We start from the raw sequence: 26,204 nt of genomic DNA on the forward strand, positions 1-26,204 counted from the left end.
TGCGCATCTTATACAGTATGCCTTCGAGCGTTTTTCTATGGTCGGGCTTATTATAAATTCGACCACTTAAGTACATTACTTTTGATAAGACATTCCATGTCCCGTCTGTTAACATTAATCTTGGCATGTAGGTTCGGTGTAAAGTTTTCTGGCGAATTCAATTATACCTTATCTTCATGCTGTTTGTTTTTCATACCACAAAGATCAACACGCCCTAGAGATTTAAAGTTCTAGCAGCTGCATTGATCTAAACTTAATTTTATAGCGTACTAAGACGACTAATCACCAGCTATGTAATGAGTTAACGCAGGACTCATGTTAGTATTGATTTTAGGTTCATATAAATAATGAACATATAGATATTAAACTTCCATTAACATATAACAACCCTATATTACTAATACCAAACAACTAGAAAATCGGAACGCATCACTTTGAGCCACAGTTATAATCTAATAAAAATGAATTATTAATGAAGTATATTTTATACCTTGCACTTTTAGTGTCGGCTCACGCATTCGCAACGCCTGTAAATAATAGTATCGCTTTTTACTACTCAGCGCCGATGCCATTAGCCGAAATGACCTTTTATTCTCGCGTTGTAGTTCAGCCTGACCTTGTGACTGAGCACGAACTCAATTGGTTTAAACAGCGTGACATAGCTGTTTATGCTTATTTAAGTGTTGGTGAGTCGTTTATTGAAAGTGAGTCTTCACTCGCAGTTAACCCTAATTGGAATAGCCACATTGCCGATTTAACATCTACGCATTGGCAACAACATGTGCAAAATAACGCAGCTACTTTAAAAGCACGAGGCTTCAGTGGCTTGTTTTTAGATACTCTAGACAGCTATCAACTTTTAGATGATAAGCACAGTAAATCAGATCAACAAAATGGCTTAGTCGCAATTATAAAGAGTCTGTCTGGCACGTTTAATAAACACCTTATCCTCAACCGAGGCTTTGAGTTACTACCTAGACTTACCGGTTTAGCCAGCGATTTAGTGGCTGAAGGTTTATATAGCCATTACAACCCAATCAATAATAGCTACAAATTAACCACCGAGAACGATCAAGCTTGGCTAAGTGCACAATTAAAAACGGCACAAAAGCTTGGTTTTAAAGTACAAGTTATTGATTATGCACAGCCTGACAACCGTCTTACTATGGCGCAAAAAATTAAGCAGGCAGGTTTTACCCCTTGGGTAACTGATGGACACTTACAAACATGGGGTACATCAACTATATCACCAGTACCAAGACGCATCCTCATTCCGTACAACAGTAACGTAAAGCCACTCATTTACACTACCGTACATTTAAAACTAGCGACCATGATTGAGTATTTGGGATATATACCTGACTACATAGATATGGCAAAGCGCGACTTACCTTTAGTTGATCCTAGCTTGCATGCAGGTATTATCTCGTGGACCACAAGCGATACGTTTTACACACCAACACTAAACAATTGGCTTGAAGCTAATTTAGGTGTTGTACCAGAACTCATTTTAGGCGAGTTACCACAATCAACTAAATTATTATTAAGCTTAGGTATTGAGTCGTTAAACACACTACCTGAAGGTCCATATAAACAAGATAGCTTTGCACCTTGGCTCAAAGGGGAGTCAACAAAACCTCCCCCTATTGTTAAACCATACTTACTTAAATTAGCAACTGATGCGACTCCTCTAATAACAATAAAGTCTGCTAATAATATAAGTATTTTACAAGCGGCTAAAACTAAATATGGTGCAGTCGTGGCCGCTCCTTGGTTAATTGACACATTTCCGATGGAAGGCAGCAAATGGGTTATTGATCCGCGTACATTGCTTACTCAAGCAATGGGGTTACCACCTATATTAGTGCCAGATACAACCACCGAAAGCGGCAGGCGAATGCTTACTTTGCATATCGATGGAGATGGATTTACAAGTGTTGCCCACTACGCAGGTAAGCCTTATTCAGCAGAAGTAATTCGAGACGAAATAATTAAACACTACAAACTACCGTTAACGTCATCAGTGATCCAAGCTGATATTGAAGAAGGCGGTATTCATTCTAAACAAAGTGCCAAACTCGAAGGCATTGCGCGTAGTATTTTTAACTTGTCTTACGTAGAAGTTGCTTCACACACTTATAGTCACCCCTATTTTTGGACAGCCCTATCTGGGCGGAAAAAAATAGATGAAGACGACACAGATTACGGTTTTCATCTAGACGTGCCTGGCTACAACACAATTAGCCTTAAAAAAGAAATTACCGACTCGATAAAGTACATTAATGACAAGCTCGCACCTAAAAATAAAAAAACAGTAATGATGCTATGGTCTGGTGATGCAACACCTGGCCCAAAAGCACTTGAACTTGCTCGTGACGCTGGCGTGTTAAATGTCAACGGTGGTAATACTGATGTAAATGCTGATAACCCAAGCCTTTCTCACATCTCCCCTATCGGTCGCCCTGAAAGAGATTTGCTGTATCAAATTTACGCCCCCATATTAAATGAAAATGTTTACACAAACTTATGGCATGGCCCTTATTACGGCTTTAGACGCTTAACCGAAACATTCGAAATAACAGAAAAGCCATATAGGTTAAAACCTTACACTATTTATTATCACTTTTATTCAGGTGAAGTTCTTGCGGGCTTAGACGCCCTTAAACACAACATTGATTATGTTTTAGCAAGGCCAAATACACCGGTGCATTTAAGCCACTATGCAAAAGTAGCAAAAGATTTTTACTTTTCTGCACTTGCAAAAAACAGTAATAATGAATGGTTATTTAGCTCAAAGTACATTCGCACTCTGCGCAAACCTAGCGATTTTGATGTGCCAAACATAGCTCAAAGTGAAGGTGTATCTGGTGTAACTGAAAAAGGTGACTACATACATATTATAAATAACATAGCTCGCCTTAGCTTTGATCATAGCCAAAATAGTAAAAAACCTTATTTAGCGTCTGCAAATGTTGTTATTGATAACTGGCAAGTTAACGGACCGGTTAGTTTTAAAGCATGGGTGCCCGCTTCACTTGATTTAATTAATGCACGCTCATGCGAATTTGTATCTAATTTGGGTGAACACTTTAAAGGTGTAACACGCACTAATGTGACGCACTTTAATCTGCCAAAAGGTCAATTTTATGGTTACCTTAACTGCAACGGATCTGCTCTATAATGAATACTAAAAAGCGCCCTCAGTTAATTTCTATAAAAACAATATTAGCGTTACTAGCTGTAAGTTGTTTTGCACTTTATGCGTTATTTCCCCATACTTTATTTTTTGAAGATGATGCACTTTCACAAGATTATACCTTTGAGAAATCTTACCTTAATGCAGCGCTCAATACAGAGCCCGACAACGAAAAGCTTCGCGCTAAATTGGTTGAGCTACATATAGGGCTTAGTGAGTATTCACAAGCCACTAACGAGCTTGAAAAGCTACCTAGGGGCGAGCGCAAAGCAACACTTGAAATAAAGCTGCTTTACTCATTATGGCTAGCAAGTGGTGCTAAAGTTGACGACCGCTTTGAAGAGCTATCATTAAAAATAGGAGCTCATAAAAATTGGAACGAACAAATACTGACAATTGCAAAAGCCGTTGGGTTAAACGCAAAAGTTGCTCAGTATTATCAAAAAAATAAACAGCCACTCCTTGCAGCCGATTACTGGTTAAGCGCAGGGGAACCTGACAAAGCATTCGCTATTTATAAAACAAATATAAATGCTGACATTGCAGCTAAAGCGATTGAAACTGCACTTGGCGCAAATAATCCGATTCAAGCTTATGCATGGTGGAACACCTACGGTGACAAAGCCGATGTTAAACGCACCCTTTATTTAGCAAACTTGGCTGGCAACACAGAAGATGCAGCTCAAGCGATTGAAAGCTTATTAAAGAGCGAGCCAAATAACAGCGAGTACTTAACACAAGCAATGCACCTGCGTTTAGCAAATGGAAATGCAAAAGGGGCAGAACAATTACTTGCACAGTTATTACTACAGAGCCCAGATGACAAAGAGCTACATTTATTAAATTGGAAGATAAAGCGCTGGCAAAACAAGCCTAAAGAAGCTCTTCGAGAATTTAAATGGCTAATGTCTAACAAAGCAGTAACTCCTGCGATGCTTACCGACAGTATTAACGATGCCACCGCTTTATATTTATACCAAGATGCTAATGATATATACGAATACAAGGCGCAAAACAGAAGTCTGAAAGGCAATGGTTTTGCTAATTGGATGCAAGCTAACGAATTTATTGGTAACACAAAGCAAGAGTTAAACAATATTGAACGCTTTGAGCAAATAAATGGTAAAAGTGTATTATCACAATACTGGAAAGCAAAAGTGCTTCACGATACTGGTAATTTAAAAGCCTTAAGGGGCTTGTGGCCTACATATAAAGGGCCTAAAAATGAAGAAGATTTACTTTGGATTGCCCGCGCATTTTGGCTAGAAGATGACTTTTCTATAGCTCTGCAAGTACTAAAAAACAAACATGAAAGTTCTGACGATGAGTTTTGGAGTGCCAATGTAGACATGGCAATGCGAGTCCAAGACAAAGCTCATGAGCTATATGCATTAGAGCAGTTACAACAAATAAGCCCTTTAAGCGTAGGCGACATGCTGCACTACCAACAATTGCGCTTTGAAGGTAGGCCTCAGGAGCTTCTTGATTATTTATGGAAAAGTGAGTCGCAAACTGACCGTCAATTGATTCAAATTGCATTATTAAGCACACAAGTAAATGATGCTAAATCAGTTGCACGTATTCATGCTGAACTTGATAAACAACGATATAATAAAGCTCTCTATCCTGCTTGGTTAATTCTTTCTAATTGGTATCAAAACCAAAGTGATTTAAATTCAGCTTATACAACTTTAAACCGCGCTGCTAAATTAAGCGAATATGACTCTGATGTTGTGCTTGCACAAGGTTGGTTAGCGCTGCAAATGCATGACACTGTAATGATTGGCCGCATTTTAACGAGCTATTCTCAAAGCGACACTTCCTATGCGTGGACGCAGCTCTTAGCTAGCCTATCTATTTATGAAAAATCATATAATAGTGCTTACTTTTATTTGCGTAAATTAGCCATTGCAGATCCAAGTGACTTAACAACACTGGTTAACTTAGCCGATGTAATGAAACAACTTGGATATTATGCAAATGCTGCTGAACTTAATCACTATTTACTGCAACACTTACCTAAAGATAAATATGCATACAGAGGCCTAATGTTCCGCTGGGCGGGCGCGATGGCTGTTCCTCATTTAATGCAATTAAACACAATGGAAGAACTTGCCCCCGACACTATTGGTGAGCCCCTAACAAACTGGTGGTTAGCGCGCAGGGCTGCACAAAAATTAGAGCCATGGCAAAAACTACAACTTTATATGACCAACGGCGAATTTAATAAAGCGAAACAGCTTATAGCTGAAGGTTCACTAAGCAAACTAGATGAGCTAAACGCCCTACTCTATTTAAAACAACCCTATGCCACCATGCAACGTTGGTACGAAGAACTCACTGGCGAGGCAAATGAATCGCAATTGAGTTTACTCAGAAATGCACGCGCATCCTATTTTAGAGCGCTTGAAATAAACCTATCGCCAGAGGCTGGTTTAAACAGTAGCCAGTACGATGTAAACGTTTATTTTCCTTATGCTAATGGGCAATGGAAATTAAGTTTAAGTAATCAGCAAAACCTTGATAACAACGGATTACTGTTTGCAATAGAAGATAAAATGACATTTGGTCGTTGGTATTTTGATGCAAAAATAGACTCGCACCAAGGCAGCTTAGCTAGCCGCCAAGGTCTTAGCATAGACTCTCGTTATCAATGGGATTCGCGTACACAGGTAGGTTTAAAGCTTGAATATAATGTTGAAAACCGCCAATCAGAAGCACTACTTAGCTATGCTCAGCTAGATAAAGCCACGGCCTATGTTAACTACAATATTGATGGTAGACAAAACGTACAGCTATCAGCAGCAGCGATGTCTTTTTCTCGAAGAAGCGATGGCAGCTCACTAATAAACGGCCAAGAATATAATGCTCGTTACCAATACAGCATTTTAAAAGACCGCCCAATTTGGAACGCTTATTTTAGTGCGCAATGGCAAGACTTTGAACGTGTTAATGCATTAATCAATACAGATTCAAGCAGAAGACCGCTAAGAGTTGACCTTCAACCATTTAGACGTTTTGCACTAGGGACCTCATTTGCTTCAACTGGCTCATTAGAACCTCCTTATTTAGGCGCAAGCCCTTCGTGGTTATTTGATATAAGTACTGGCTATCAAACACTTAACGATACAGTAGATGTATCAGTTTCAAGTGGCGCAGGTTGGTCTGTACTGGGCGATGATTTATTTAAATTACAGCTGGGTTACCAAAGTAGTAATAAAGTGGGTAACTCAGATACACAATTACAATTAGGTTATTACGTACATTTTTAATGTTAGGAGAGAGTATGTTTCGTTTAATTATACCGTGTTTGGTATTACTATTATCAGCATGTACCACCAGCAGAGTTGCTGATGATATAGAGCTTAGCCCTTCGAAAACAGTGGCACTAATGCCGCTTGTTAATCATGCTCAAACACCGCTTGCCGGTGAGCGTGCTGAAGATATTTTAGCCAGTATTTGGCAACAAAATAAATTACCAACTCTAATACGTGCACCTCGCGTAAACAGCAAAGAGCTTCCACCGCTGGATGATCAATACCGTTTAGACAATGCTATGCAATGGTTAAGCACTCAACAAGCTGACTATGTACTAACAGGCAGCATTGAAGAGTGGCGTTATAAAGCAGGGCTTGATGGCGAACCTGTTGTTGCACTTACATTATCACTCACTGTAAATGGACAAACCACACCAGTTTGGACGGGTACTATTGCTAAAAGTGGCTGGGGCCGCGATAGCATTGCAGCAACAGCACAAGATGTGATTGCCGATTTAATTTCTTATATAGAGGTTAGTGAGTGAAAACACATTTCCTTAGACCAAGAGACGTTCCTGAGCTACAAATATGGGCTGAGGTATTTATATTTACCGCGCTTGCTTTAGGGCTGCCTGTATTATTTAACGCACAGGACCCATTTTGGACTGAGGGAGGGTTTTCGTGGCCTGTACTTGGCCCACTTTTAGTTTCTTTACGCTATGGCTTTTCAAAAGGCTTTATTAGTATTTTATGTTTGCTTGTTGGCCAACTTTTTTTACTTCAAGCAAATATTTTATCACCGCAAAGCGACTTCAATATTAACGCTATGATTGGCTATATTATTGTAATTATGATCACTGGCGAATTTAGAGATGTGTGGGAGCGTACTAATCAGCAGCAAAGTATTCAGCTTGAGTACGTAACAGATCGTCTTGAAACATTTACTCGTCAGTATCATTTAATTAATTCATCTCACGATAGAATTGAGCAAATGCTAGCTGGCCATACGTTAAGTTTACGTGAATCACTACAAGCAGTAAGAACCTCTATCGGGCTATTAAAAGAAAGAAGACTTGATAGCGCAGCGCAAAAAATAATCGACTTGTTTGTTGAGTACGGTTCGCTAGAAAGAGCGGGGTTATATAAAGTTGAAAACGACAGTGTTTTAGAGCCACCACTTGCCTCTATAGGTAATATGAGTCCAATAGCTAAAAACGATCCTCTTATATTAGCAATGATCGAAGAAAAAGAATTAGTATCGGTAAAAGACGAAAAAGCATCATCGGGTATAAGTAAATACCATATGGCAATCCCACTTATCGACGTAAACAATACTATTTACGGCGCTATTTTGGTTGAAAGAATACAATTTTTTGCGCTTAAAAATACAACTCTAACATTACTTGCTGTAATGGCTGGGCATATAGGCGATTTACTTCGTCATGAAATAACAAACCCAGTAATGACGTATGAAGAGTCTCCATACTTTATTCGCCAAGTTAAGCGCGCAAATAAAGAAGCAAAACGATACAACATTCCATCGCAGCTACTAAAAATAAAAGCCAACAATATTACTGATAAATCGACTCAACTTATGAGTTATTTAAGTGAAGCCCGTCGTGGTTTAGACATTTATTTATATGATGATAAAAATCAGGTATTACTGCTATTAATGCCATTAGCTGATGAACTTGAAAAAGCAGGCTTTATTGCCCGAATGAACACTTGGTGTAAAGAGCGCACTGGTAGCACTTTAGCTGAGCTTGATATTGTTATTGAGCAACAACTTGCACTACCAATAAGCTCAGATGACATAAAGAGATTGGTTTCACTTTCATGATTATAATTATTGTAGCGGCTATTTTAGGGTGTATTTGTCAGTACTTTGCACTAATAGAAGTACTGGAAACACCTAATTGGTTTTTAGCTATACTATTGCATGCTATTGCTAGCATTCTTTTTGCTTTTGTTAGCTATTTCCTGATACCTAAAAAATACAAAACGACTCCCTATAGCTCTTTACTACTCATGTTTTTATTGTTGTTTACATTGCCTGTACTTGGAATTATAGGCGTTGTAGTAGCGCTTACGTTTGCTCTGTGTAAACCACTCAAAAACGATGACATAGAAATTGAAGAGCATAAAATACCTGAGCTTCCTTTTGAAGCCAGAGCAATATCAGCAAACCCGACCTATTCTATGGGCGGACTTAAAGCAATTTTGAAGCATGCTAGTGAACCAAATAAACGTCTAAGTGCCGTAATGGCGGCTCGTCACATGAGTGACTCACAAGCTATTCCTATTTTAAAGCTAGCACTTAAAGATTTAGAAGATGATATTCGCTTACTCGCCTACTCAACCCTTGATGGTAAAGAAACCAAACTCAACGAAAAAATCAGTTTGTACCAGCAAGAAATAACCATTACGACTAAGCAGCCAAAGTTAAGTAATTTACAAAAACAACTAGCCGAACTTTATTGGGAACTTAGCTACTTAGGTTTAGCACAAGGTGCGCTTCGTAAATACGTTTTAGAAAAAGCCGAAGCACTTGCACAGCAAAGTATTGAGCACGTAAAAACACCTGCAACCTTTATATTTTTAGGGCGTATATCTTTAGCCTTAAACAAATACGAAATAGCCCATGAGTACCTACTCAAAGCAACTGAGTCGGGCATGGCAAGGCGTCATGTTCTCCCTTATAAAGCCGAAGTTGCCTTTTGTATGAACAAGTTTGACGACTGTAAACGCTACTTAAAAGAACTCCCAGAACAACCTAAGGGCAGTGAATTACGTCATTTACAGGAGTATTGGCATGAGTAACAAAAATGCAGACATTTTACTGCTTTTAGAAGGTACTTACCCTTATGTGCGTGGTGGCGTATCTAGCTGGGTTCATCAAATAATTGAAGGGTTACCTCATTATAACTTTGAGCTTGTTTTTATAGGTGGAGCGCCAGAGCATTATGGCGAGATTCAATATACCTTGCCTGAAAACGTTACCAAGCTGCATGTTCATTATTTAGTACAAAATGATACCTCTGAAATAAAAGCTAAGCATGGGGTTAAATATAAAAAAGAACTCTTTGATTTTTGGCAGCAACTACAAAATTATTTTAGAGATTGTAACGAGCCAATCCCGACTGAATTATTAAAGTTTGCATTTGAAACTTTAGCTAAAAAAGACGGTATTAATGAAGCCGACTTTTTATATAGTGAATCTTCATGGCAAGTACTCACTAATTATTATTCAACTTTTTGTGATGAATCTTCTTTTATTGACTTTTTTTGGTCATATCGCAATTTATATAAGCCGCTATTTAAAATAGCCGAAATTGCACGAGGGCTTCCTAAAGTTAAACTTATTCACTCAATATCTACCGGGTATGCGGGTATTTTAGGAGCTGGCGCCAGTGTAATAAGTAATACTCCCTTTTTGTTGACCGAGCATGGTATTTACACCAAAGAGAGAAAAATAGATCTTATTCAAGCCAGTTGGATCAAAGAGTCAGAACAAAGCCTAGGTAAAAAATTAAATACCGAGATGGGCTTTATTCGCCGTATGTGGATCAGCTTTTTTGAGCAAATTGGCCGAACAACATACCAAGAAGCAGATAAGATCATTTCGCTATACGACGGTAACAGGCAGCGCCAAATAAAAGATGGTGCAGCACCTGAAAAAGCATTTGTTGTGCCTAATGGCATTAAAACAGTGCGCTTTATTGAAGCGCTTGATCAGCGTCCAAAACAGATACCACCGGTTGTTGGGTTAATTGGACGTGTAGTGCCTATAAAAGATATTAAAACCTTTATACGTGCGATTAAAGAAGCGCAATCGATATTACCAGAGGTCGAAGGCTGGATCATCGGCCCTTTCGAAGAAGATCCACAATACTACAAAGAGTGTGAGCTACTGGTAGGCAGCCTTGATTTACAAAACAGTGTTAAGTTTTTAGGTATGCAAGATATTACTAAAATTTTGCCTCAGCTCGGAATTGTAGCTTTAACCTCGATTTCTGAAGCGCAGCCTTTAGTGCTTTTAGAGGCAATGGCGGCTGGTGTGCCTGTACTTGCTAGTGATGTTGGCTCGTGCCGCGAAATAATCGAAGGCGGAACCGATGAAGATAGAGCGTTAGGTAAAGCCGGTGAAGTTGTCCCAATTGCTTCTCCGAACGACACAGCAAAGCAAATATCAAACATGCTAACAAATGAGCAAGCTTGGCTTGAGTATCAAAAAAGTGGTTTAGACCGCGTACAAAAATTTTATGACGAGAGCCACATGTTTGCCCGTTACGATAAACTTTATAAGGATACAATAGCATGGCTGGAATAGGTTTTGAGATACGAAAAATTCTCAAAAAAAATACCCTGCTCTCAGTTTTTGAAGCATACGGCTACGCAGGTTTAATAGGCTCAGGCCCTTGGCTGCTCTCTATTGTAGCGTTAATGCTTATTGGTATTTTAAGTTTGGGAATTGTATTACCTAAAGTACTTATTATTCAATTTTTAACGCTTGTTACCTACATGATGGCCGCCTCACTTATTTTAACGGGTGGTTTGCAGTTATTACTAACTCGATTTATTGCCGATTTATTTTTTCAAAAAGAAGAGGCAAAGGTACTGCCTAATTTACTTGGTGCGCAACTTATAACAACAATAGCCGCGTTATTTGTAAGCTTGGCTGTATGGCCTATGCTCCCTATACCCGTTGTTACTAAGATTATAATTTTAGGTGCCTTTGTAAGCTTATGTAATCAGTGGCTTGGCGCTATTTTTCTATCAGGTATGAAAGAATACCGGTTAATTTTAATAACCATGCTAAGTGGTTACGCCTTTATGGTATTACTTGCATACTTATTAAGAGACTGGCAGTTAGACGGCTTATTTTTTGCGTTTTTTGCAGGCGAAGCACTGCTCTTTTTTAGCTTTTTGTTTATGATTATTCGCCGCTACCCAGGTGAAAAACTTATAAGCTTTGACTTTTTAAGCAATAAAAAAGTGTATTACAGCCTATTCTTTTGTGGTCTGTTTTATAACATTGGTGTGTGGGCTGATAAAATCATTTTTTGGTATTCACCAAGCACATCAATTCAAATTATTGGCACGTTAAGAGCCAGCCCAATTTACGACTTGCCTATATTTTTAGCCTATTTGTCTATTATTCCCGGTATGGCAGTATTTTTAGTAAAAATGGAAACCGACTTTGTAGAAGAATACGACCGTTTTTACACAGCTATTCGAGAGGGTTCATCGTTAGAAGAAATTTACTATTTAAAAGACAATATGATCCAAACTGCACGTGCCGGTTTATACGATATATTTAAAATTCAAGGTATTACCGTTGCCTGCTTATTATTATGGGGCGAGCAAATACTTACCTTTATTGGTATTGATCCAAACTATAAAACGCTTTTATTTATTGATGTAGTTGGTGTGGGTGTACAAGTTATATTTTTGTCTATTTTAAATATTTTGTTTTATTTAGATAAACGCTCAACCGTCCTATTTTTAGCGGGGCTATTTTTGGTAATAAACGTTGTTTTAACTTTGCTATCAATCGCTTTTGGGCCGCAGTTTTATGGTTACGGCTTTGCACTCTCAACTATTATTACCTCTGTTGTTGGCTTATTTTGGCTTTCTAAACAATTTGAAGATTTAGAATACGAAACGTTTATGCTGCAATAGCACAATATAAAGGCTGCTTATGCAGCCTTTATATTTAAAGCTTTTCGTACAAAATTAAAATAATTAATTATTGGAAAGCGGCTGATACACACCATGTTTATAGCTCATATAAGCGCCTCAGTTTAAAGCAAAAAAGACTAGCTCAGTAAAGATATAAAATGTTAATAAACAAAGGGCTTATAAAAACCAAGCTACCTTGGCTTAGCTAATCTCTCGTACAATTAGATTTAACTGGTTTAGCATTATGCTAAATGACGTAGACGCTGCCATTACTTACTCACCCATCGCGCTTTAAAGCCACGCGTATCAACATGTATAAATGCTCCTCTGTGCGACTTAGGCCCATAAATACCTAAACCACCTAGTAAACCTTTAAATGATTCACGTCTAGCTAACGACTCCACTATATCGGCCATCGCTTTAGCGTCACCAATTGAATGCTTACCGTCATTATTAATATCATCCATACGGTAGTTGCCATCGTTATCTATAAAAATATCGGCAGCATCACCAAATACATGTCGGCTAAGTTTTACATTGCCAATTGATTTGTTGTAGTACGGAGTTCTATAACCGCTCATAACCACCATATTACTAACCGGTATACCTTCTAAAATCAGTTCTTTGCGTATTTTTTCTAGTTTAAGTAACAACTTATTTTGTAAAAATAAATACTTTGGGTACTTACTTCGCTGCTTACTAACAAATTCCTTTAGTGAAAAGTGAGGTGATATTTTTACGTTTTCATTTTCAGGCGTTACCTTAACAAAGCCATCGGGCACTATGTAGTATGAAGCGTCTTTAATCTGTGAAGGTTTAGGATAGTGCCCAATGTGGTAATACTTGAGCTTTCCTCCTTCAACATTGTCTGCCGGTACTTTTACAAATACGTTGATTTTCATACGCTGTTTTTTATCGGGCGACTCAATAATTACCGTTGTTAAACCGGGCTCTTTGGGTGCTTGCCATTGCCAGCGGTTGGTGTTTGTAAGCTTAGATTTCCCTTGAGTATTAATTAGCGTGTAAGCGTTTTTTGATTGCGCAAAAAGCACTTCAAACTCAACTTGCTCTTTGGGCATTACAAATACTGAAAACACCGAATATGGCATAACTATGTCGTTAATTTTTAGGCTAAATTCTGCATCTTCAAAGTTGGCTTTGTTTTTTATATCAACTACCTGATGTGCAGGCTTTGTAGGCGCTGCAGCAAATACACTATTGCTAAATATAATTGTGAATATGGCGATAAAAATATAATGAATAAATTGCATAAACCCTCTCATTATTTATTTTTTAACAAAGCGGCAATCACCGACTGTTCATCATTTTTTAATAGTGCTTTTTTATCGCGTTGATATATGTCATCTCTAAAGTTAACCAGCTTATTTTCGTCAACCCATGCAGTCCAATAAACTAAATGAATAGGAAGAGGCTCATCTAAATAAAACGTCTGAGTACTGTTTTGAGCAAGTGCGCTGTCCATATTATTGAGTGTTTGCGCTTCTCCTTCGTGCTTAATAATTTCACGCGCTAACGAAAAAGGCTTTTCTATTCTTATACAGCCATGCGATAAGGCTCGGTTTGCTTGGCTAAAACGGTGTTTTGCTGGTGTATCGTGAACATAAATTGCTTCGGCATTGGGGAATAAATACTTAACTTCCCCTAGGGGGTTTTCTTCACCAGCACGTTTTACTAAAAAGTGATCAAATTGGTACGGCTTAATAGAATCCCAATCAATGTTGCTTGGATTAACAGTTTGTGAGTCTAGGTAGCTGTTTTTTCTAATTTCAATATTATTTTTTACAAGGTAGTCAGGATCCTCGGCTACCTTTGGAGCAATTTCTTTGGTGGCAATTGAGGTGGGTATACGCCATTCAGGATTAACTACAAACTTTTCTATTTCGTCGCTAAATGCAGGTGTTTCCCAACTCGGTTTACCTACAATTACGTTATTTTTTAATTTTACATCGCCAGCTTTTACAAATCGTAAGCTGTATTCAGGAATATTTACATACACATACTGCTCATCACTTGCGCCTGCAAAGTTAGTTATTCTATAAAAGTTAAGTTTTAATTTATCGAGTTTTTGCTGTGCGGGCACATTAAGCGATGCAAAAGTACGCTTACCCACTCGGCCATCAACTTTTAAACCATGGCGGCTTTGAAATTGCTTAACAGCTTGCTCTATATCTTTATCAAACGTGCATATAGCTTCGTCGCACACATTAGTTTTTAAGTCACGCTCTTGATATAAACGCTGTGCAAGTAAGCTCACCTGTTTATTATTACTGCCTAGTTCAAGCAATTCATCGTTATATAAGTGTGTAAAACCACCTTTGTTAACTATTTCTTGATACCAATTAATGGCTTTTTCTGTACGTTCAATTAACTGCGCTGAATATTGGTCAAAGTAGTAGGTGTCATCAGCTTGCATGTAATTTTGTGAGTTATAAGTAGTTAGTGAAGAGTTAGCGAGTACCACACTTTCAAGCTCATTGGCAGCGAGTGTTGGTGCTGAGCATAAGCCGCTCATGCCAATAAACAATGCAGTTTTTAAAGTAAAGCCCTTTGCTTTAGTAAGCGCTTGATTTGAAAATAACCCCTTCACTGTGTACCTCCTCGCTAAATATCGTTGATAAATGCTTTTGTACTTACCACTAAGTAGTACTCTGGAGGTGCAACGGTAATGCCAAATTAAAGTTTCAAAATAAACAATTGAAATTTAATGACTTTTTAAAAACCCTTATTCTAAACGTTAATAAATTAAATTAGAGAATATGTAATTAATATGCTCAAGTGTGTAAAGTTGCTATGGCAATTAATCTTTTAAAAAAGCTAAAAAACCACGTTCATAACGACTCAAGTACTTTGTTTTTCGTGGTAATGAAAGGGACTCTCTCCACGCAGTTTGAGTATCTTCATCTTCTTTACACAGCGTAATTAAATCGGGATGCACATAAGATTTGCGTGCTATAGCGGGAGTATTACCAAGTTGCTCAGATACGCTATCAAGCATGCTTTTTAAAGTAAGCGCCCCTTTAGCTTTAGCTAATTGTTTGAATGCAATAACGCTTGCTCGCCAAGTTCTAAAGTGTTTTGCACTAAACTCCTCGCCCATTATTTGCTGAATGTATTGATTTATTTCACTTGATGTTACATTTGTGCGCTCACCTTCATTTATATACTGAAATAAATGCTGCCCGGGTAAATCTTGCAAGTCTTTTATAACATGGCTAAGCACCCTGTCGGTTATATTTACTTCACGTTCTTTACCTGATTTGGCACGATATTTTAGCTGAATATTTTTGCCCGTGAGTTTTGCATGGCGTGTTCGTAATGTTGTAGCACCAAAACTTTTATTTTGCTTTACGTTACGCTCGTTACCTACTCTCAATGCACCTAAATCCATAAGTCTTACAACTGCCGCTAAAGTGCGCTCAATATTAAGCTCATCGCCTTGTAAGTCTGTTTCTAAACGCGCTCTTAACAAAGGGAGTTTATTACCAAATACTCCACATGCTTGGTATTTTTTTGCTTCTTGTTGCGCCCTAAATTCAGGATGGTAGCGGTATTGCTTTCGCCCCTTACTATCAAATCCTGTCGCTAAAATATGTCCGTTTTCTTCTGGGCAAAACCAAGCGTTTTTATAGGCTGGCGGAAATGCCAATCCATTCAAACGATCAATCACATTTTGCTCTTTTATTTGCTTACCGATTGGATCAAAGTAAAGCCAACTTTTCTGTTTAAGTTTACGAGTGATCCCTGGTAAATTATCGTCTACATAAATTAGCTTCATTAACCCTCCAGTTATATTTAAGCATGCGTCGGAATATAAAATGTATCACTTTAAAATAACCTTAAACTGAACAAGATTATTGATATATAATAAAAAACCAACAACAATTATAAATACTTAATATATATTAATAATTCTATTTAGGTTTTCGTAAAAGTAGGTCGAACTTACGCGCCAGCAACAAGTCTATTACGATTAAACTCGATGCACTTAGCGCTAAAAAAGCTACTTGAGATAGATTTATTATCCTAAGTTCAGATTAATTACACTTTGTCCCCTGCAATTGGGGTGCTGTTTAAATGGAGAATTCAATGGCTTTTGATTATGGATCGATTGATCTTGGACTAAAAAACCCCTTCAAACTGGAAGGTAAAGTAACAGCATTAAGAGGACTCATTGAGTCTATAGCAGGTATTAGTTTACTTGTTATTGCTGCAGGCTCTGTGAAAGAAGATACAACCGCAGGTTGGATTTTAATGGTGTTTGGCATGCTTATTTTAGCATTCGGCATTCGCTCACTATCGTCAGGTATTTATGCAACACTTAAATACTTTGTAGGTAGAAACCACCCAACTTCACTTGCTTATAACTACAGTAAATCGCAAGCATCAACCGCTCAAGAAGAACAAAAAGAAGTAGCCTACACAGCGCAATCACTTGAAGAAATGCTGGTTGGTCGTAAAAACAGTACATTTAAAGAGCCTAATGGTTTTTTATCACGCTTACTTCACAGCTTAATCCCTAAGTTATTATTCCTACCATATCCTATTCGAAATGTTGCCCAGCGATTATTTGGCTCATGGGTAAGCACCTTTGTCGCCCTTATTGCTTATGGCCTTGTTGCATTTGTATCTTTGTCGGGCTTTACCGGTGAAGCTGGGGAATTAGCATTTCCGGTTTATAGTGCAATATTAATGTTTTACGTGCTTTTTTCGTGGCGCTCTACGGGTAAACCTATTTCTAGAAACGCTGAAAAAAATATTGAAGCACTTGGTACCGGTGCACTCGCTAAAATTATTTCTTTATCTTTTATTCTACCAATCGCTATTGGTCTTTCTATGTCATGGTTGATGAAAGAACAACACATTAGCAAACAAGAAATAGATGGCTGGATTGAACAACTACCTAGTCTTCATGCTGGCATGTACTTAATTGCGATTATTGTATTAGCTACTCTGAGCTGCGCAATTGCTTTCATTATGATTAAAGCGCGTTTAAATGCAGTTACACCTTCGGCTGAAGTATCAGAACTACGTGAAAACTGGCAAGAGTCTGTTCATCCAGACGAAATTTTTATAAACCTTGATAACTTAGTAATGGCTAATCGTCGTTATAAAGAGGTACCTAACAGAGTTTACAGAGAATTAGATCCTAAACTTCAAGAACAAATTGAAGGTAAAGGCGGTTTTAAAGGTGAAATGATTCAAGAAATTCAGCCTAAATTGCACTCAATGGATTTAGGTAAAAACTTCTCGTTAGCAAGGCTAATTTCTTTAGTGAGCGGTAACTTACTTTATATTGTAGCGTTGGCGTTTACTGTATTTTTAGCGTATTCGTTTATCAATATTTATCATTACGTTGACGCGGCAAATATTAGTAGCTTTAAACAAGCATTTAATAACCAACATGTTGTTCAATTTAGTGAGCTATTAATGACAAGCTTTCACTTATTACTAATTGGTATACTCATTAAAGCATTTGCGCAATTGCTTACAAACACAGCTCATTTGTTCTTTGCTGAAATGCAATTTGAATCACTACTAGTGTATTTTAAATGCGAAGGCACATTTACTGAGTCTAAAATATCAACTGGTACGGGTATTCACGATAGTACTCGCTCAGAAAATACGTTAGTACGCAGTAGCATAACGCCTTGGATTATTGTTTCTCGTGTTGTTTCTACTACGTTTGCAGCAACAGGTATGAAAAACCTTGAACATCCTCGCCATATTATGGAAATGCATAAAGACGAAGGACAATTACAAGCAATCAAAAAAGACGTTATTTCATTCTTGAAAGACCGTGAATCTATCGCCTCAATCACCAGTGAGCGTGATTTAGGTAATGCGTCACAAATACATCAACTAAACCAACAAACGCGCGCTATACCTACTCAGCAAGCGATAGCGAAAGATGATGAAGAAGCTGCCGGATATTTAAGACAAGAAGAAAACTTATCTCCCGAGCCCAAGGGTTAATTAACCTCAAACCTAGATAACTTTTATTAATGCCACCTTGTTAACTTAGGTGGCATTTTTTTTAACCTCTATTCAATACTTTTTAACTTTATTACCTCTTTTGCACTCAACAACATGATTAATATTGGATTAGTTCACAAAGCCCTTGCTTTATGTGCCAAAACACAAATAATGAAAGGATTAATTACAGGGTAAGAATGAGGACAATGAGCTATATACTAACCACCCAATGTGCTGATGATGTAGGCTTAATAGCTAAAATTACAGGGCTTTGCCATAAAAATAATTTAAACATTACGCGTAACAACGAATTTGTAGATAAAGACGCGCAGCGATTTTTTATGCGTACAGAGCTTACAGGTGAGCCACAAAGCGACTTTTTAGATCAATTACGCGCACTGTTGCCACAAGGCGCTAAACTTGCGCTACATTGCGGCGCAAAAACTAAAGTAGTTTTACTGGCAACTAAAGAAGCTCATTGTTTAGGTGGTATGCTGTTAAAGCAATTTGAACAAACTCTTAATATTGAAGTACTCGCTGTAATTGCTAACTATGCTGATTTAGAGCCGCTAGCTAAAGGGTTTGGTGTGCCGTTTCATGTTGTATCGCACGAAGGATTAACCCGTAGCGAGCATGATAAAAAGGTAGGTGATTTAATTGCCAGCTACAACCCTGATATTATTGGCCTTGCCAAATACATGCGTATTTTAAGTCCTGAATTTGTGGGTCGATTTGAAGGTAAAATAATTAATATTCATCACTCATTTTTGCCAGCATTTATAGGGGCTAAACCTTATCATCAAGCATTTGAGCGCGGCGTAAAAATTATTGGTGCTACCGCTCACTTTGTTAATAATGAGCTTGATGAAGGTCCTATTATTTTGCAAGATGTAACCAGCGTTACACATGCTAATACCGCCGAAATGATGGCTAAAATGGGCAAAGATGTAGAGAAAACTGTGTTTTGTAAAGCACTTCAACTTGCCTCAGAGCATAAGCTATTTATTAATGGTAATAAAACCGTGGTGTTTTCTTAGCATTAATACAACTGCTTAATTATTCTACATATGAAAAAATGCCAGCATTGTTGCTGGCATTTTTTTGCTCATAAATAAGCTAATAACTTTTTAAATGTAAATTATGCCTGCTCTATTGGTTCGAGCTTTAATTTAGCGGCAATTAAAACGGCTTGGGTACGATTGTACACACCGAGTTTTCTAAATATGGCTGTAATGTGTGCTTTTACTGTCGCTTCTGATATGTGTAGTTCATAAGCAATTTGCTTATTAAGTAAACCTTCGTGCAGATATTGCAGTACTCGGTATTGTTGAGGTGTTAATGAGGCAACTTGCGCTGCTATTTCTCGGTCTTCACCTTCAATTTCAGCTACTTTGTTTTTTAGCTCTTTTGGTAGCCATGTATCGCCTTCAAGTATTTGGTTAATTGCACTGGCAATATCATCAGACGATGACGATTTAGGAATAAAACCCATAGCGCCGTAACCCATTACTTTTGAAACTATATTAGCGTCTTCACTACCCGAAACAACGGCAATTGGTAAGCTTGGGTATTCTTCTCTAATACGAATAAGACCATATAAATCACCATTACCTGGCATGTGAAGGTCTAGCAGTAATATATCAAGATCCTCTTGCTCGCTTAACACTTGCAGTGTGCTGTCAAAATCGGATGATTCAAAAACCTCTAAACCCTCAAATTTTGCGCTCAGTGCGCCCTTTAGTGCTTCACGAAATAACGGATGATCGTCCGCTATTAAAAACTGACTCATGGTTCACTCCTAATAAATTCGGCTGCCAGTTAGGTTTTAAACCTTTACTGACAGCCGATATACTACGTTTAGAATCAACTTGTAATCAAGTTTTTAACGCACATTTAACGATTTAATCTGTTCTCGATTAGTTCATCGACAACTGAAGGATCGGCAAGCGTTGACGTATCACCGAGTTGTTGGTGCTCATTTGCAGCGATTTTACGTAAAATACGACGCATAATCTTGCCTGAACGTGTTTTTGGCAAACCAGGTGACCATTGAATCATATCTGGAGATGCAATTGGGCTGAGCTCTTTACGAACCCAATTACGTACCTCTTTAGTTAATTCATCGCTGACTGTTATACCTTCGTTAGGCGTAATGTAAACATAAATACCTTGGCCTTTAATATCATGCGGGTAACCTACAACAGCAGCTTCTGCTACCGCTTCATGCGCAACTAACGCACTTTCAATTTCGGCAGTACCAAGGCGGTGCCCAGACACATTAAGTACATCGTCCACACGACCGGTGATCCAGTAATAACCATCTTCATCACGACGACAACCATCGCCTGTAAAGTAAACTCCTGGGTAGGCGCTAAAATAAGTTTGTTCAAAACGTTCATGGTCGCCATAAACAGTTCGAGCTTGCGATGGCCAACTATCTAAAATAACTAAATTACCATCTACGGCACCTTCGAGTGTATTACCTTCAGCATCAAATAATGCAGGCGCAATACCAAAAAATGGATGTGTTGCAGAACCTGGTTTTGTATCAGTAGCGCCCGGAAGTGGTGTGATCATAATGCCACCGGTTTCTGTTTGCCACCATGTATCAACAATCGGGCAATTAGATTTACCAATACTCTCGTAATACCATGTCCACGCTTCTGGATTTATTGGCTCACCTACTGAACCTAAAATACGTAAACTATCGCGATGTGACGAAGCTGTAGGCTCATCACCTTTAGCCATTAGTGCTCTAATTGCTGTAGGGGCGGTATATAAAATAGTAACACCGTGTTTATCAACTACTTCGCCCATACGCCCTGCAGTTGGATAAGTGGGGACTCCTTCAAATAAAACCTGAGTACAACCGTTTACTAATGGCCCGTACGCAATGTAACTGTGGCCTGTGATCCAACCTACATCGGCACTACACCAATACACATCATCTTCTTTTAAATCAAATACGTATTCATGTGTCATTGATGAGTAAACTAAGTAGCCACCTGTAGTATGTACAACACCTTTAGGCTGACCAGTAGAACCTGATGTATACAATATAAACAAAGGATCTTCAGCATTCATTGGCTCTGGCTCACACTGTGCCGGTAAGTCAGCAACTAGCTCGTGCCACCATATATCGTGCTCATTCCAATCAACTTCACCGCCTGTTAATTGATGCACAATAACGTGTTCAATTGTGGTTACAGTTTCTTGCGCTACCGCTTCATCTACATTTGCTTTTAATGGAACACAATTTCCTGCTCTGCGTCCCTCATCAGAAGTAATAACAACCTTAGCACCAGAATCTCTAATACGATCAGCAATAGCCGATGGTGAAAAACCACCAAATACAACAGAATGAATAGCACCAATACGTGCACAAGCTTGCATTGCATACACCGCTTGTGGGGTCATTGGCATATAAATAGCTACGCGGTCACCTTTTTGTACACCCAGTTTTTTTAAACCATTGGCAAATTTAGCCACTTCGTCATGAAGTTTTTGATAAGTAATGTTCTCACTTTGAGAAGGATCATCACCTTCCCAAATAAGCGCAATTTTGTCTGCTTTCGTTTTTAAGTGGCGGTCAATACAGTTGTAAGACGCATTTAAATAGCCATCTTCATACCATTTAATACTGATGTGGCCTTTATCAAAAGAGGTGTTTTTAACTTTAGTGTAAGGAGTAGACCAATCGAGGCGTTTGCCATGCTCACGCCAAAAACTTTCAGGGTCATCAATAGATTGCTTATAAAGCGTATTATATTTATTTTTATCAATGAGAGTCGCATCTTTAATATGCGCAGGAACTGGATAGATACTTTGTGACATCTTCGTCTCCATTTAAATTACTTGCCTTAAGCTTTTATCAAGGATTACTCAGCAGTACTTTATTAAGTATTAGACCTTAGTTGTACTCTACTCCAATTTACTCATTTGTAGTTTATAATCCACCTGCTTTCAATTTTTTACATAAATAATACAACGCGTTAAATGTAAGTAAATGCAAACTAATCAACTCTAAAACCTTAGTCTTATAGACCAATAGGTAATTGAGTAAATATTGCACATATTCAAAAGTGTTTGTGTACTTTAATAAAGATATTTGCGGTATTACTTACCAAAGCTTTATTTAACGAATGAAAACAATATGTGTATTGAGAAGCCAAACTAACACCCTTTTTTATTCGTAAGAAATACTAGTAGCAAGTAATACAACCTTACATGAAAAAAAAAGCAACAAACAACAAGTAGCCTATAAAGGACACCACAATGAAATTTACCCCATTAAAAACATTAGCAGCAAGCGCTGTACTATGTGCACTAACAAGCACTGCTTATGCAGCGACTGCCGCAAAAATTGGTGATACGGAATTTACTTACGGCGGATACATTAAATTAGATGCTATGTGGAGTGATTATTCAGCGGGTGCGCCTGCAGGCTCAAACGTAGGTCGTGATTTTTACGTACCAAGTACACTTACTGTTGGTGATGACAATGACTCTGATGCTGTATTTGATATGCATGCACGTGAATCTCGCTTTAACTTTGGTACTTCAACGTTAATGGATAACGGTAAAACAGTAAAAACCAAAATTGAGTTAGACTTTTTAGCATCAGCGCCTGGTGGCAATGAACGTGTATCTAACTCTTACGCTCCACGTGTACGTCATGCATTTATTAGCTACGATGGCTGGTTATTTGGCCAAACATGGTCTAACTTTCAAAACGTTGGCGCACTACCTGAAGCACTTGATTTTATAGGCCCAGCAGAGGGCACAGTGTTTGTACGCCAAACTCAAGTTAAATACACTACTGGCGCTTGGTCTTTCTCATTAGAAAACCCAGAAAGCACCATTACAACTTTTGACAATAAAGCTGGTGTAATGGCTGTAACCGACGATGCTTCACTTCCTGACTTTACTGCACGTTATACCCATAAAGCTGACTGGGGTAATTTAGTAGTTGCTGCACTTGCCCGTCAACTTACTTATAAAGTAGGTGCTATTGATGCCGATGAAACTTCATTTGGTGTTAGTGCATCGGGTATGGTTAAACTAGGCGAAGACAACTTTAAGTTTATGCTTACACAAGGTAAAGGCTTAGGCCGTTATGTTGGTGTTAATGTAGCCCATGGTGCAGTACTCAATGGCGATGATTTAGATGCTATTGATTCAACTTCTGGCTTTGTAGCGTATCAGCATAAGTGGAACAGCCAATGGCGTTCAACTTTCTTATATTCATTCTTCAGTGCTGATAACAACACTGATTTATTAGCTATTTCTGGTGATCCGACTGAATCCAGCCAAAGCTATAGCGCTAACATTCTATACTCACCGGTTAAACGTCTAACTTTTGGTGCTGAGCTAAAGCATGCTGAGCGTGAAACTGAAAGCGGCGTTGATGGCGATTTAGACCGCTTACAGTTTTCTGTTAAGTACTCTTTTTAATAATTAAAAAGCTAACTACTTTAAAAAGCGGCCTAGGCCGCTTTTTTTATAAGCGAGATTGAGTTCTATATAATTCATCAATTCGTACCTAAAATCTTTATATGTGGCGCTAAAATCCAAAAAAATAGAATTATTATTGATAAAAACACTAAACACAATTGCAAATCGATATCATTTAGATTAAGTTACGCACTTCTTTTGAACTAACTGGAAAAACTTATGTCGTCCCCTCAAGTTTTGCGTTTATCTAAACTAAGCTTTGCTACTTATTTAATTTTATCTGGTTATGCACTTGCTGATGAGGCAAATGTAAAATCTGAACCTCTCGAAAAAATTGCGGTATATGGTCAGCATCATAAAAACTACATTACTGAAGAAGCGCAATCGGCTACCAAACTAGGTTTAACAATTAAAGAAACACCACAATCAATCTCGGTAGTTTCACGCGCACTAATGGACGACTTTTCACTAGACGATATAAACTCAGTACTTGAAAGCACGCCAGGCGTAACAGTAGAGCAAATAGAAACAGATCGTACTTACTTTAAGGCCCGTGGTTTTGAAATTACGAACTTTCAAGTTGATGGCTTAGGGATCCCACAAAGCTCAGGCTCTATTCAAGGCAGTCTTGATACATCAATTTATGACCGTGTAGAGATAGTTCGCGGTGCTAATGGTTTAATGACTGGCGCTGGTAATCCTTCTGCAACTGTAAACATGGTTTTAAAAAAGCCAACTTATACAACACAGGCAAATGCATCAGCATCTTATGGCTCATGGAATAAAAAACGTTTAGATTTAGATGTATCTACGCCAATAAATGAAGACCACGCTGTACGCGCTGTATTTACAAAGCAAAAAGCTGACTCATATTTAGATCGCTACGAAACAGATAAAACCATTGTTTACTTAGCCTACGAAGGCAAATTAACAGACAACACATTATTAAGCGTTAACTACGTTAACCAACAAAAAGACGCAGATAGCCCGCTGTGGGGTGCACTACCTCTTTATTATACAGACGGAACAGCAACCGATTACGACGAATCAACCAGCACCGCTGCTGACTGGTCTTACTGGGATAACAGTGCTGAGCAAGTATATGTAACACTTGAACAAAACTTATCGGCAACATGGGTAGCTAGAGCACGTTATGCTCACATCGAAAACGAACAAGACTCAGAGTTGTTCTACGTATACGGCACCCCTGATAAAGATACTGAACTTGGTTTAACAGGTTATGCTAGCCGTTATGATTACGAAGATAAGCATGACTTATTTGATTTATATGCCAGTGGTAAGTTTGATTTATTTGGCCAAGAGCACGACCTATCATTTGGTGTTAGCCAAGCTAAAATGGATTACAACGAGCAGTCTCTTTACGATTACACTACAGGCAATGGTTTTCCAGATATGCCATCACTTAAAACGTGGGATGGTGTAGTACCAGAGGCAACACTTGCTGATGGCTTAGATGGTAGTGATATTACTAACGAGCAAAAATCAGCTTACATATCTACTCGCATTAAATTAAGTGAGCCTTTAAGTGTGCTCGCTGGTGTGCGTTATACCGATTGGAAAACAAAAGGGAGTGCTTACGGTGTTGAACAAACAAGAAGCGACTCTGAAGTTATTCCTTATATTGGCACGGTGTACGACTTTAACGAGTCTCTATCAGCTTATGCAAGCTACACAGAAACATTTGTACCGCAAAAAGAGCTTGATATTAATGCCAACCAATTAGCTCCCGTAATAGGTAAAAGCAGTGAAGTTGGTATAAAAGCACAGTTACTTGATGACCAAATTTTCGTAACTTTTGCTTACTTCGATGCAAAGCAGGAAGGGCTTGCCATAGCTTTACCCGACTCACTACCTAGTGATACGCGTTATTATGCAGCAGATGGTATTAACAGCAACGGCTTTGAAGTTGAACTAAGTGGTCGAATAACAGATGATTTAAGCGCAAGTGTAAGTTTTAGTAACCTAACTATTGATGGTGATGATTTAGTTAAAGATTACACACCTGAAAATCAACTTAAAGTGGCCGCAACCTACCAAGTACCTTTAGTTGATGGTTTATCATTTGGTGCAAACTATCGCTGGCAGGATTCAACTAGCCGAGTTCAAGTCGAAGATACAAATGGTATTGCAAGCGTCACTACTCACCAAGATGCATACGGGTTACTTGATTTAATGGCCACTTACGAAATTACAGATAACGTAGGAGTCACTTTCAACGTAAATAACACCACCGGTGAAAAATATTTGCACAGCCTGTACTGGGCACAAGGTTACTACGGTGCACCTCGTAACTACGCCCTATCTGTAAACTGGCAATTATAAATATATTTGATTAATTAAAGACTCTAGATTTTTTTCTATTGAATTAAAAAACGACACATTTTTAATGTGTCGTTTTTATTTTATCTAACCTGATTTAAGTTTTTAATAACATCGAGTAGGGTGAGGCTTATGCCTCATCCCTCTCACAGAACCGTACGTACGGACCTCGTATACGGCTCCTGTACCCTTCACATTTTATCAACTTATTTCCTAAACGCTGATAAAGCAAGCCATCCCGTATTCACTTTTTCTATTGGATATAAACCAAGCTCCTCAAA

16 protein-coding genes and 1 pseudogene are annotated in these 26,204 nt (G+C 38.3%); 11 read left to right on the forward strand and 6 right to left on the reverse strand.

Annotation, left to right across the window (positions count from 1 at the left end):
- Positions 1 to 127, reverse strand: a pseudogene (locus QL998_RS16660) (IS5/IS1182 family transposase); the annotation flags it as partial.
- A gap of 345 nt (positions 128 to 472) precedes the next feature.
- On the opposite strand from QL998_RS16660, the gene QL998_RS16665 reads away from it, so the two are divergent.
- Genes QL998_RS16665 through pelG form a run of 7 tightly spaced genes read left to right on the forward strand, consistent with a single transcriptional unit; the run spans position 473 to position 12,135 of the window.
- Positions 473 to 3,181 (forward strand): endo alpha-1,4 polygalactosaminidase, encoded by a 2,709-nt coding sequence (locus tag QL998_RS16665; protein ID WP_290193100.1) that lies wholly within the window; start codon positions 473 to 475, stop codon positions 3,179 to 3,181.
- On the forward strand, positions 3,181 to 6,468 hold the full coding sequence (locus tag QL998_RS16670; RefSeq protein ID WP_290193101.1) for a tetratricopeptide repeat protein: 3,288 nt from the start codon (positions 3,181 to 3,183) through the stop codon (positions 6,466 to 6,468). Before QL998_RS16665 ends, QL998_RS16670 begins: the two co-directional genes overlap by 1 nt.
- Before the next feature lie 14 nt (positions 6,469 to 6,482).
- The gene (locus QL998_RS16675; RefSeq protein WP_002958938.1) at positions 6,483 to 6,998 is read left to right on the forward strand and encodes a hypothetical protein; all 516 of its coding nucleotides are present in this window, start codon (positions 6,483 to 6,485) and stop codon (positions 6,996 to 6,998) included.
- Positions 6,995 to 8,293 carry a PelD GGDEF domain-containing protein gene (locus QL998_RS16680; RefSeq protein WP_290193102.1) on the forward strand — a complete coding sequence of 433 codons (1,299 nt, stop codon included), beginning with the start codon at positions 6,995 to 6,997 and terminating at the stop codon, positions 8,291 to 8,293. The genes QL998_RS16675 and QL998_RS16680 overlap by 4 nt, the downstream gene beginning before the upstream one ends.
- Positions 8,290 to 9,273, forward strand: coding sequence for a HEAT repeat domain-containing protein (locus tag QL998_RS16685; protein ID WP_182197243.1), 984 nt, complete (start codon positions 8,290 to 8,292; stop codon positions 9,271 to 9,273). The genes QL998_RS16680 and QL998_RS16685 overlap by 4 nt, the downstream gene beginning before the upstream one ends.
- Positions 9,266 to 10,783, forward strand: coding sequence for a GT4 family glycosyltransferase PelF (gene pelF / locus QL998_RS16690; protein ID WP_165743864.1), 1,518 nt, complete (start codon positions 9,266 to 9,268; stop codon positions 10,781 to 10,783). The genes QL998_RS16685 and pelF overlap by 8 nt, the downstream gene beginning before the upstream one ends.
- The gene (gene pelG, locus QL998_RS16695; protein WP_290193103.1) at positions 10,771 to 12,135 is read left to right on the forward strand and encodes an exopolysaccharide Pel transporter PelG; all 1,365 of its coding nucleotides are present in this window, start codon (positions 10,771 to 10,773) and stop codon (positions 12,133 to 12,135) included. The genes pelF and pelG overlap by 13 nt, the downstream gene beginning before the upstream one ends.
- Before the next feature lie 269 nt (positions 12,136 to 12,404).
- Here pelG and QL998_RS16700 read toward each other — a convergent pair whose 3' ends face one another.
- From QL998_RS16700 to QL998_RS16710, 3 genes are all read right to left on the reverse strand, one after another.
- The gene (locus QL998_RS16700; RefSeq protein WP_024604088.1) at positions 12,405 to 13,406 is read right to left on the reverse strand and encodes a D-Ala-D-Ala carboxypeptidase family metallohydrolase; all 1,002 of its coding nucleotides are present in this window, start codon (positions 13,404 to 13,406) and stop codon (positions 12,405 to 12,407) included.
- 11 nt (positions 13,407 to 13,417) lie between these two features.
- Positions 13,418 to 14,743, reverse strand: a complete 1,326-nt coding sequence (locus QL998_RS16705) for a L,D-transpeptidase family protein (RefSeq protein WP_024604087.1) — start codon at positions 14,741 to 14,743, stop codon at positions 13,418 to 13,420.
- A 210-nt stretch (positions 14,744 to 14,953) separates the two neighbouring features.
- A complete protein-coding gene (locus QL998_RS16710) occupies positions 14,954 to 15,931 on the reverse strand; it encodes a DNA topoisomerase IB (RefSeq protein ID WP_165743865.1) in 978 nt (325 codons plus the stop codon).
- A 311-nt stretch (positions 15,932 to 16,242) separates the two neighbouring features.
- Between QL998_RS16710 and QL998_RS16715 the strand changes: the two genes are divergently transcribed.
- Positions 16,243 to 18,129, forward strand: coding sequence for a hypothetical protein (locus QL998_RS16715; RefSeq protein WP_290193104.1), 1,887 nt, complete (start codon positions 16,243 to 16,245; stop codon positions 18,127 to 18,129).
- Between the two features lie 206 nt (positions 18,130 to 18,335).
- Positions 18,336 to 19,166, forward strand: coding sequence for a formyltetrahydrofolate deformylase (gene purU / locus QL998_RS16720; RefSeq protein ID WP_024597310.1), 831 nt, complete (start codon positions 18,336 to 18,338; stop codon positions 19,164 to 19,166).
- Between the two features lie 101 nt (positions 19,167 to 19,267).
- On the opposite strand, the gene QL998_RS16725 is transcribed toward purU, so the two are convergent.
- Together QL998_RS16725 and acs are read right to left on the reverse strand one after the other, a co-directional pair.
- Positions 19,268 to 19,918: a response regulator transcription factor gene (locus QL998_RS16725; RefSeq protein WP_007584799.1), complete on the reverse strand. Its 651-nt coding sequence runs from the start codon at positions 19,916 to 19,918 to the stop codon at positions 19,268 to 19,270.
- A 104-nt stretch (positions 19,919 to 20,022) separates the two neighbouring features.
- Complete coding sequence (acs, locus tag QL998_RS16730) at positions 20,023 to 21,963, reverse strand: acetate--CoA ligase (protein WP_039486744.1); 1,941 nt, start codon at positions 21,961 to 21,963, stop codon at positions 20,023 to 20,025.
- Between the two features lie 441 nt (positions 21,964 to 22,404).
- Between acs and QL998_RS16735 the strand changes: the two genes are divergently transcribed.
- Together QL998_RS16735 and QL998_RS16740 are read left to right on the forward strand one after the other, a co-directional pair.
- Complete coding sequence (locus QL998_RS16735; protein ID WP_290193105.1) at positions 22,405 to 23,583, forward strand: DcaP family trimeric outer membrane transporter; 1,179 nt, start codon at positions 22,405 to 22,407, stop codon at positions 23,581 to 23,583.
- A gap of 219 nt (positions 23,584 to 23,802) precedes the next feature.
- Complete coding sequence (locus QL998_RS16740) at positions 23,803 to 25,926, forward strand: TonB-dependent siderophore receptor (protein WP_290193106.1); 2,124 nt, start codon at positions 23,803 to 23,805, stop codon at positions 25,924 to 25,926.
- Positions 25,927 to 26,204 lie beyond the last annotated feature (278 nt).

This window comes from Pseudoalteromonas sp. APC 3691 (genome assembly GCF_030408135.1).
Lineage (GTDB): Bacteria > Pseudomonadota > Gammaproteobacteria > Enterobacterales > Alteromonadaceae > Pseudoalteromonas.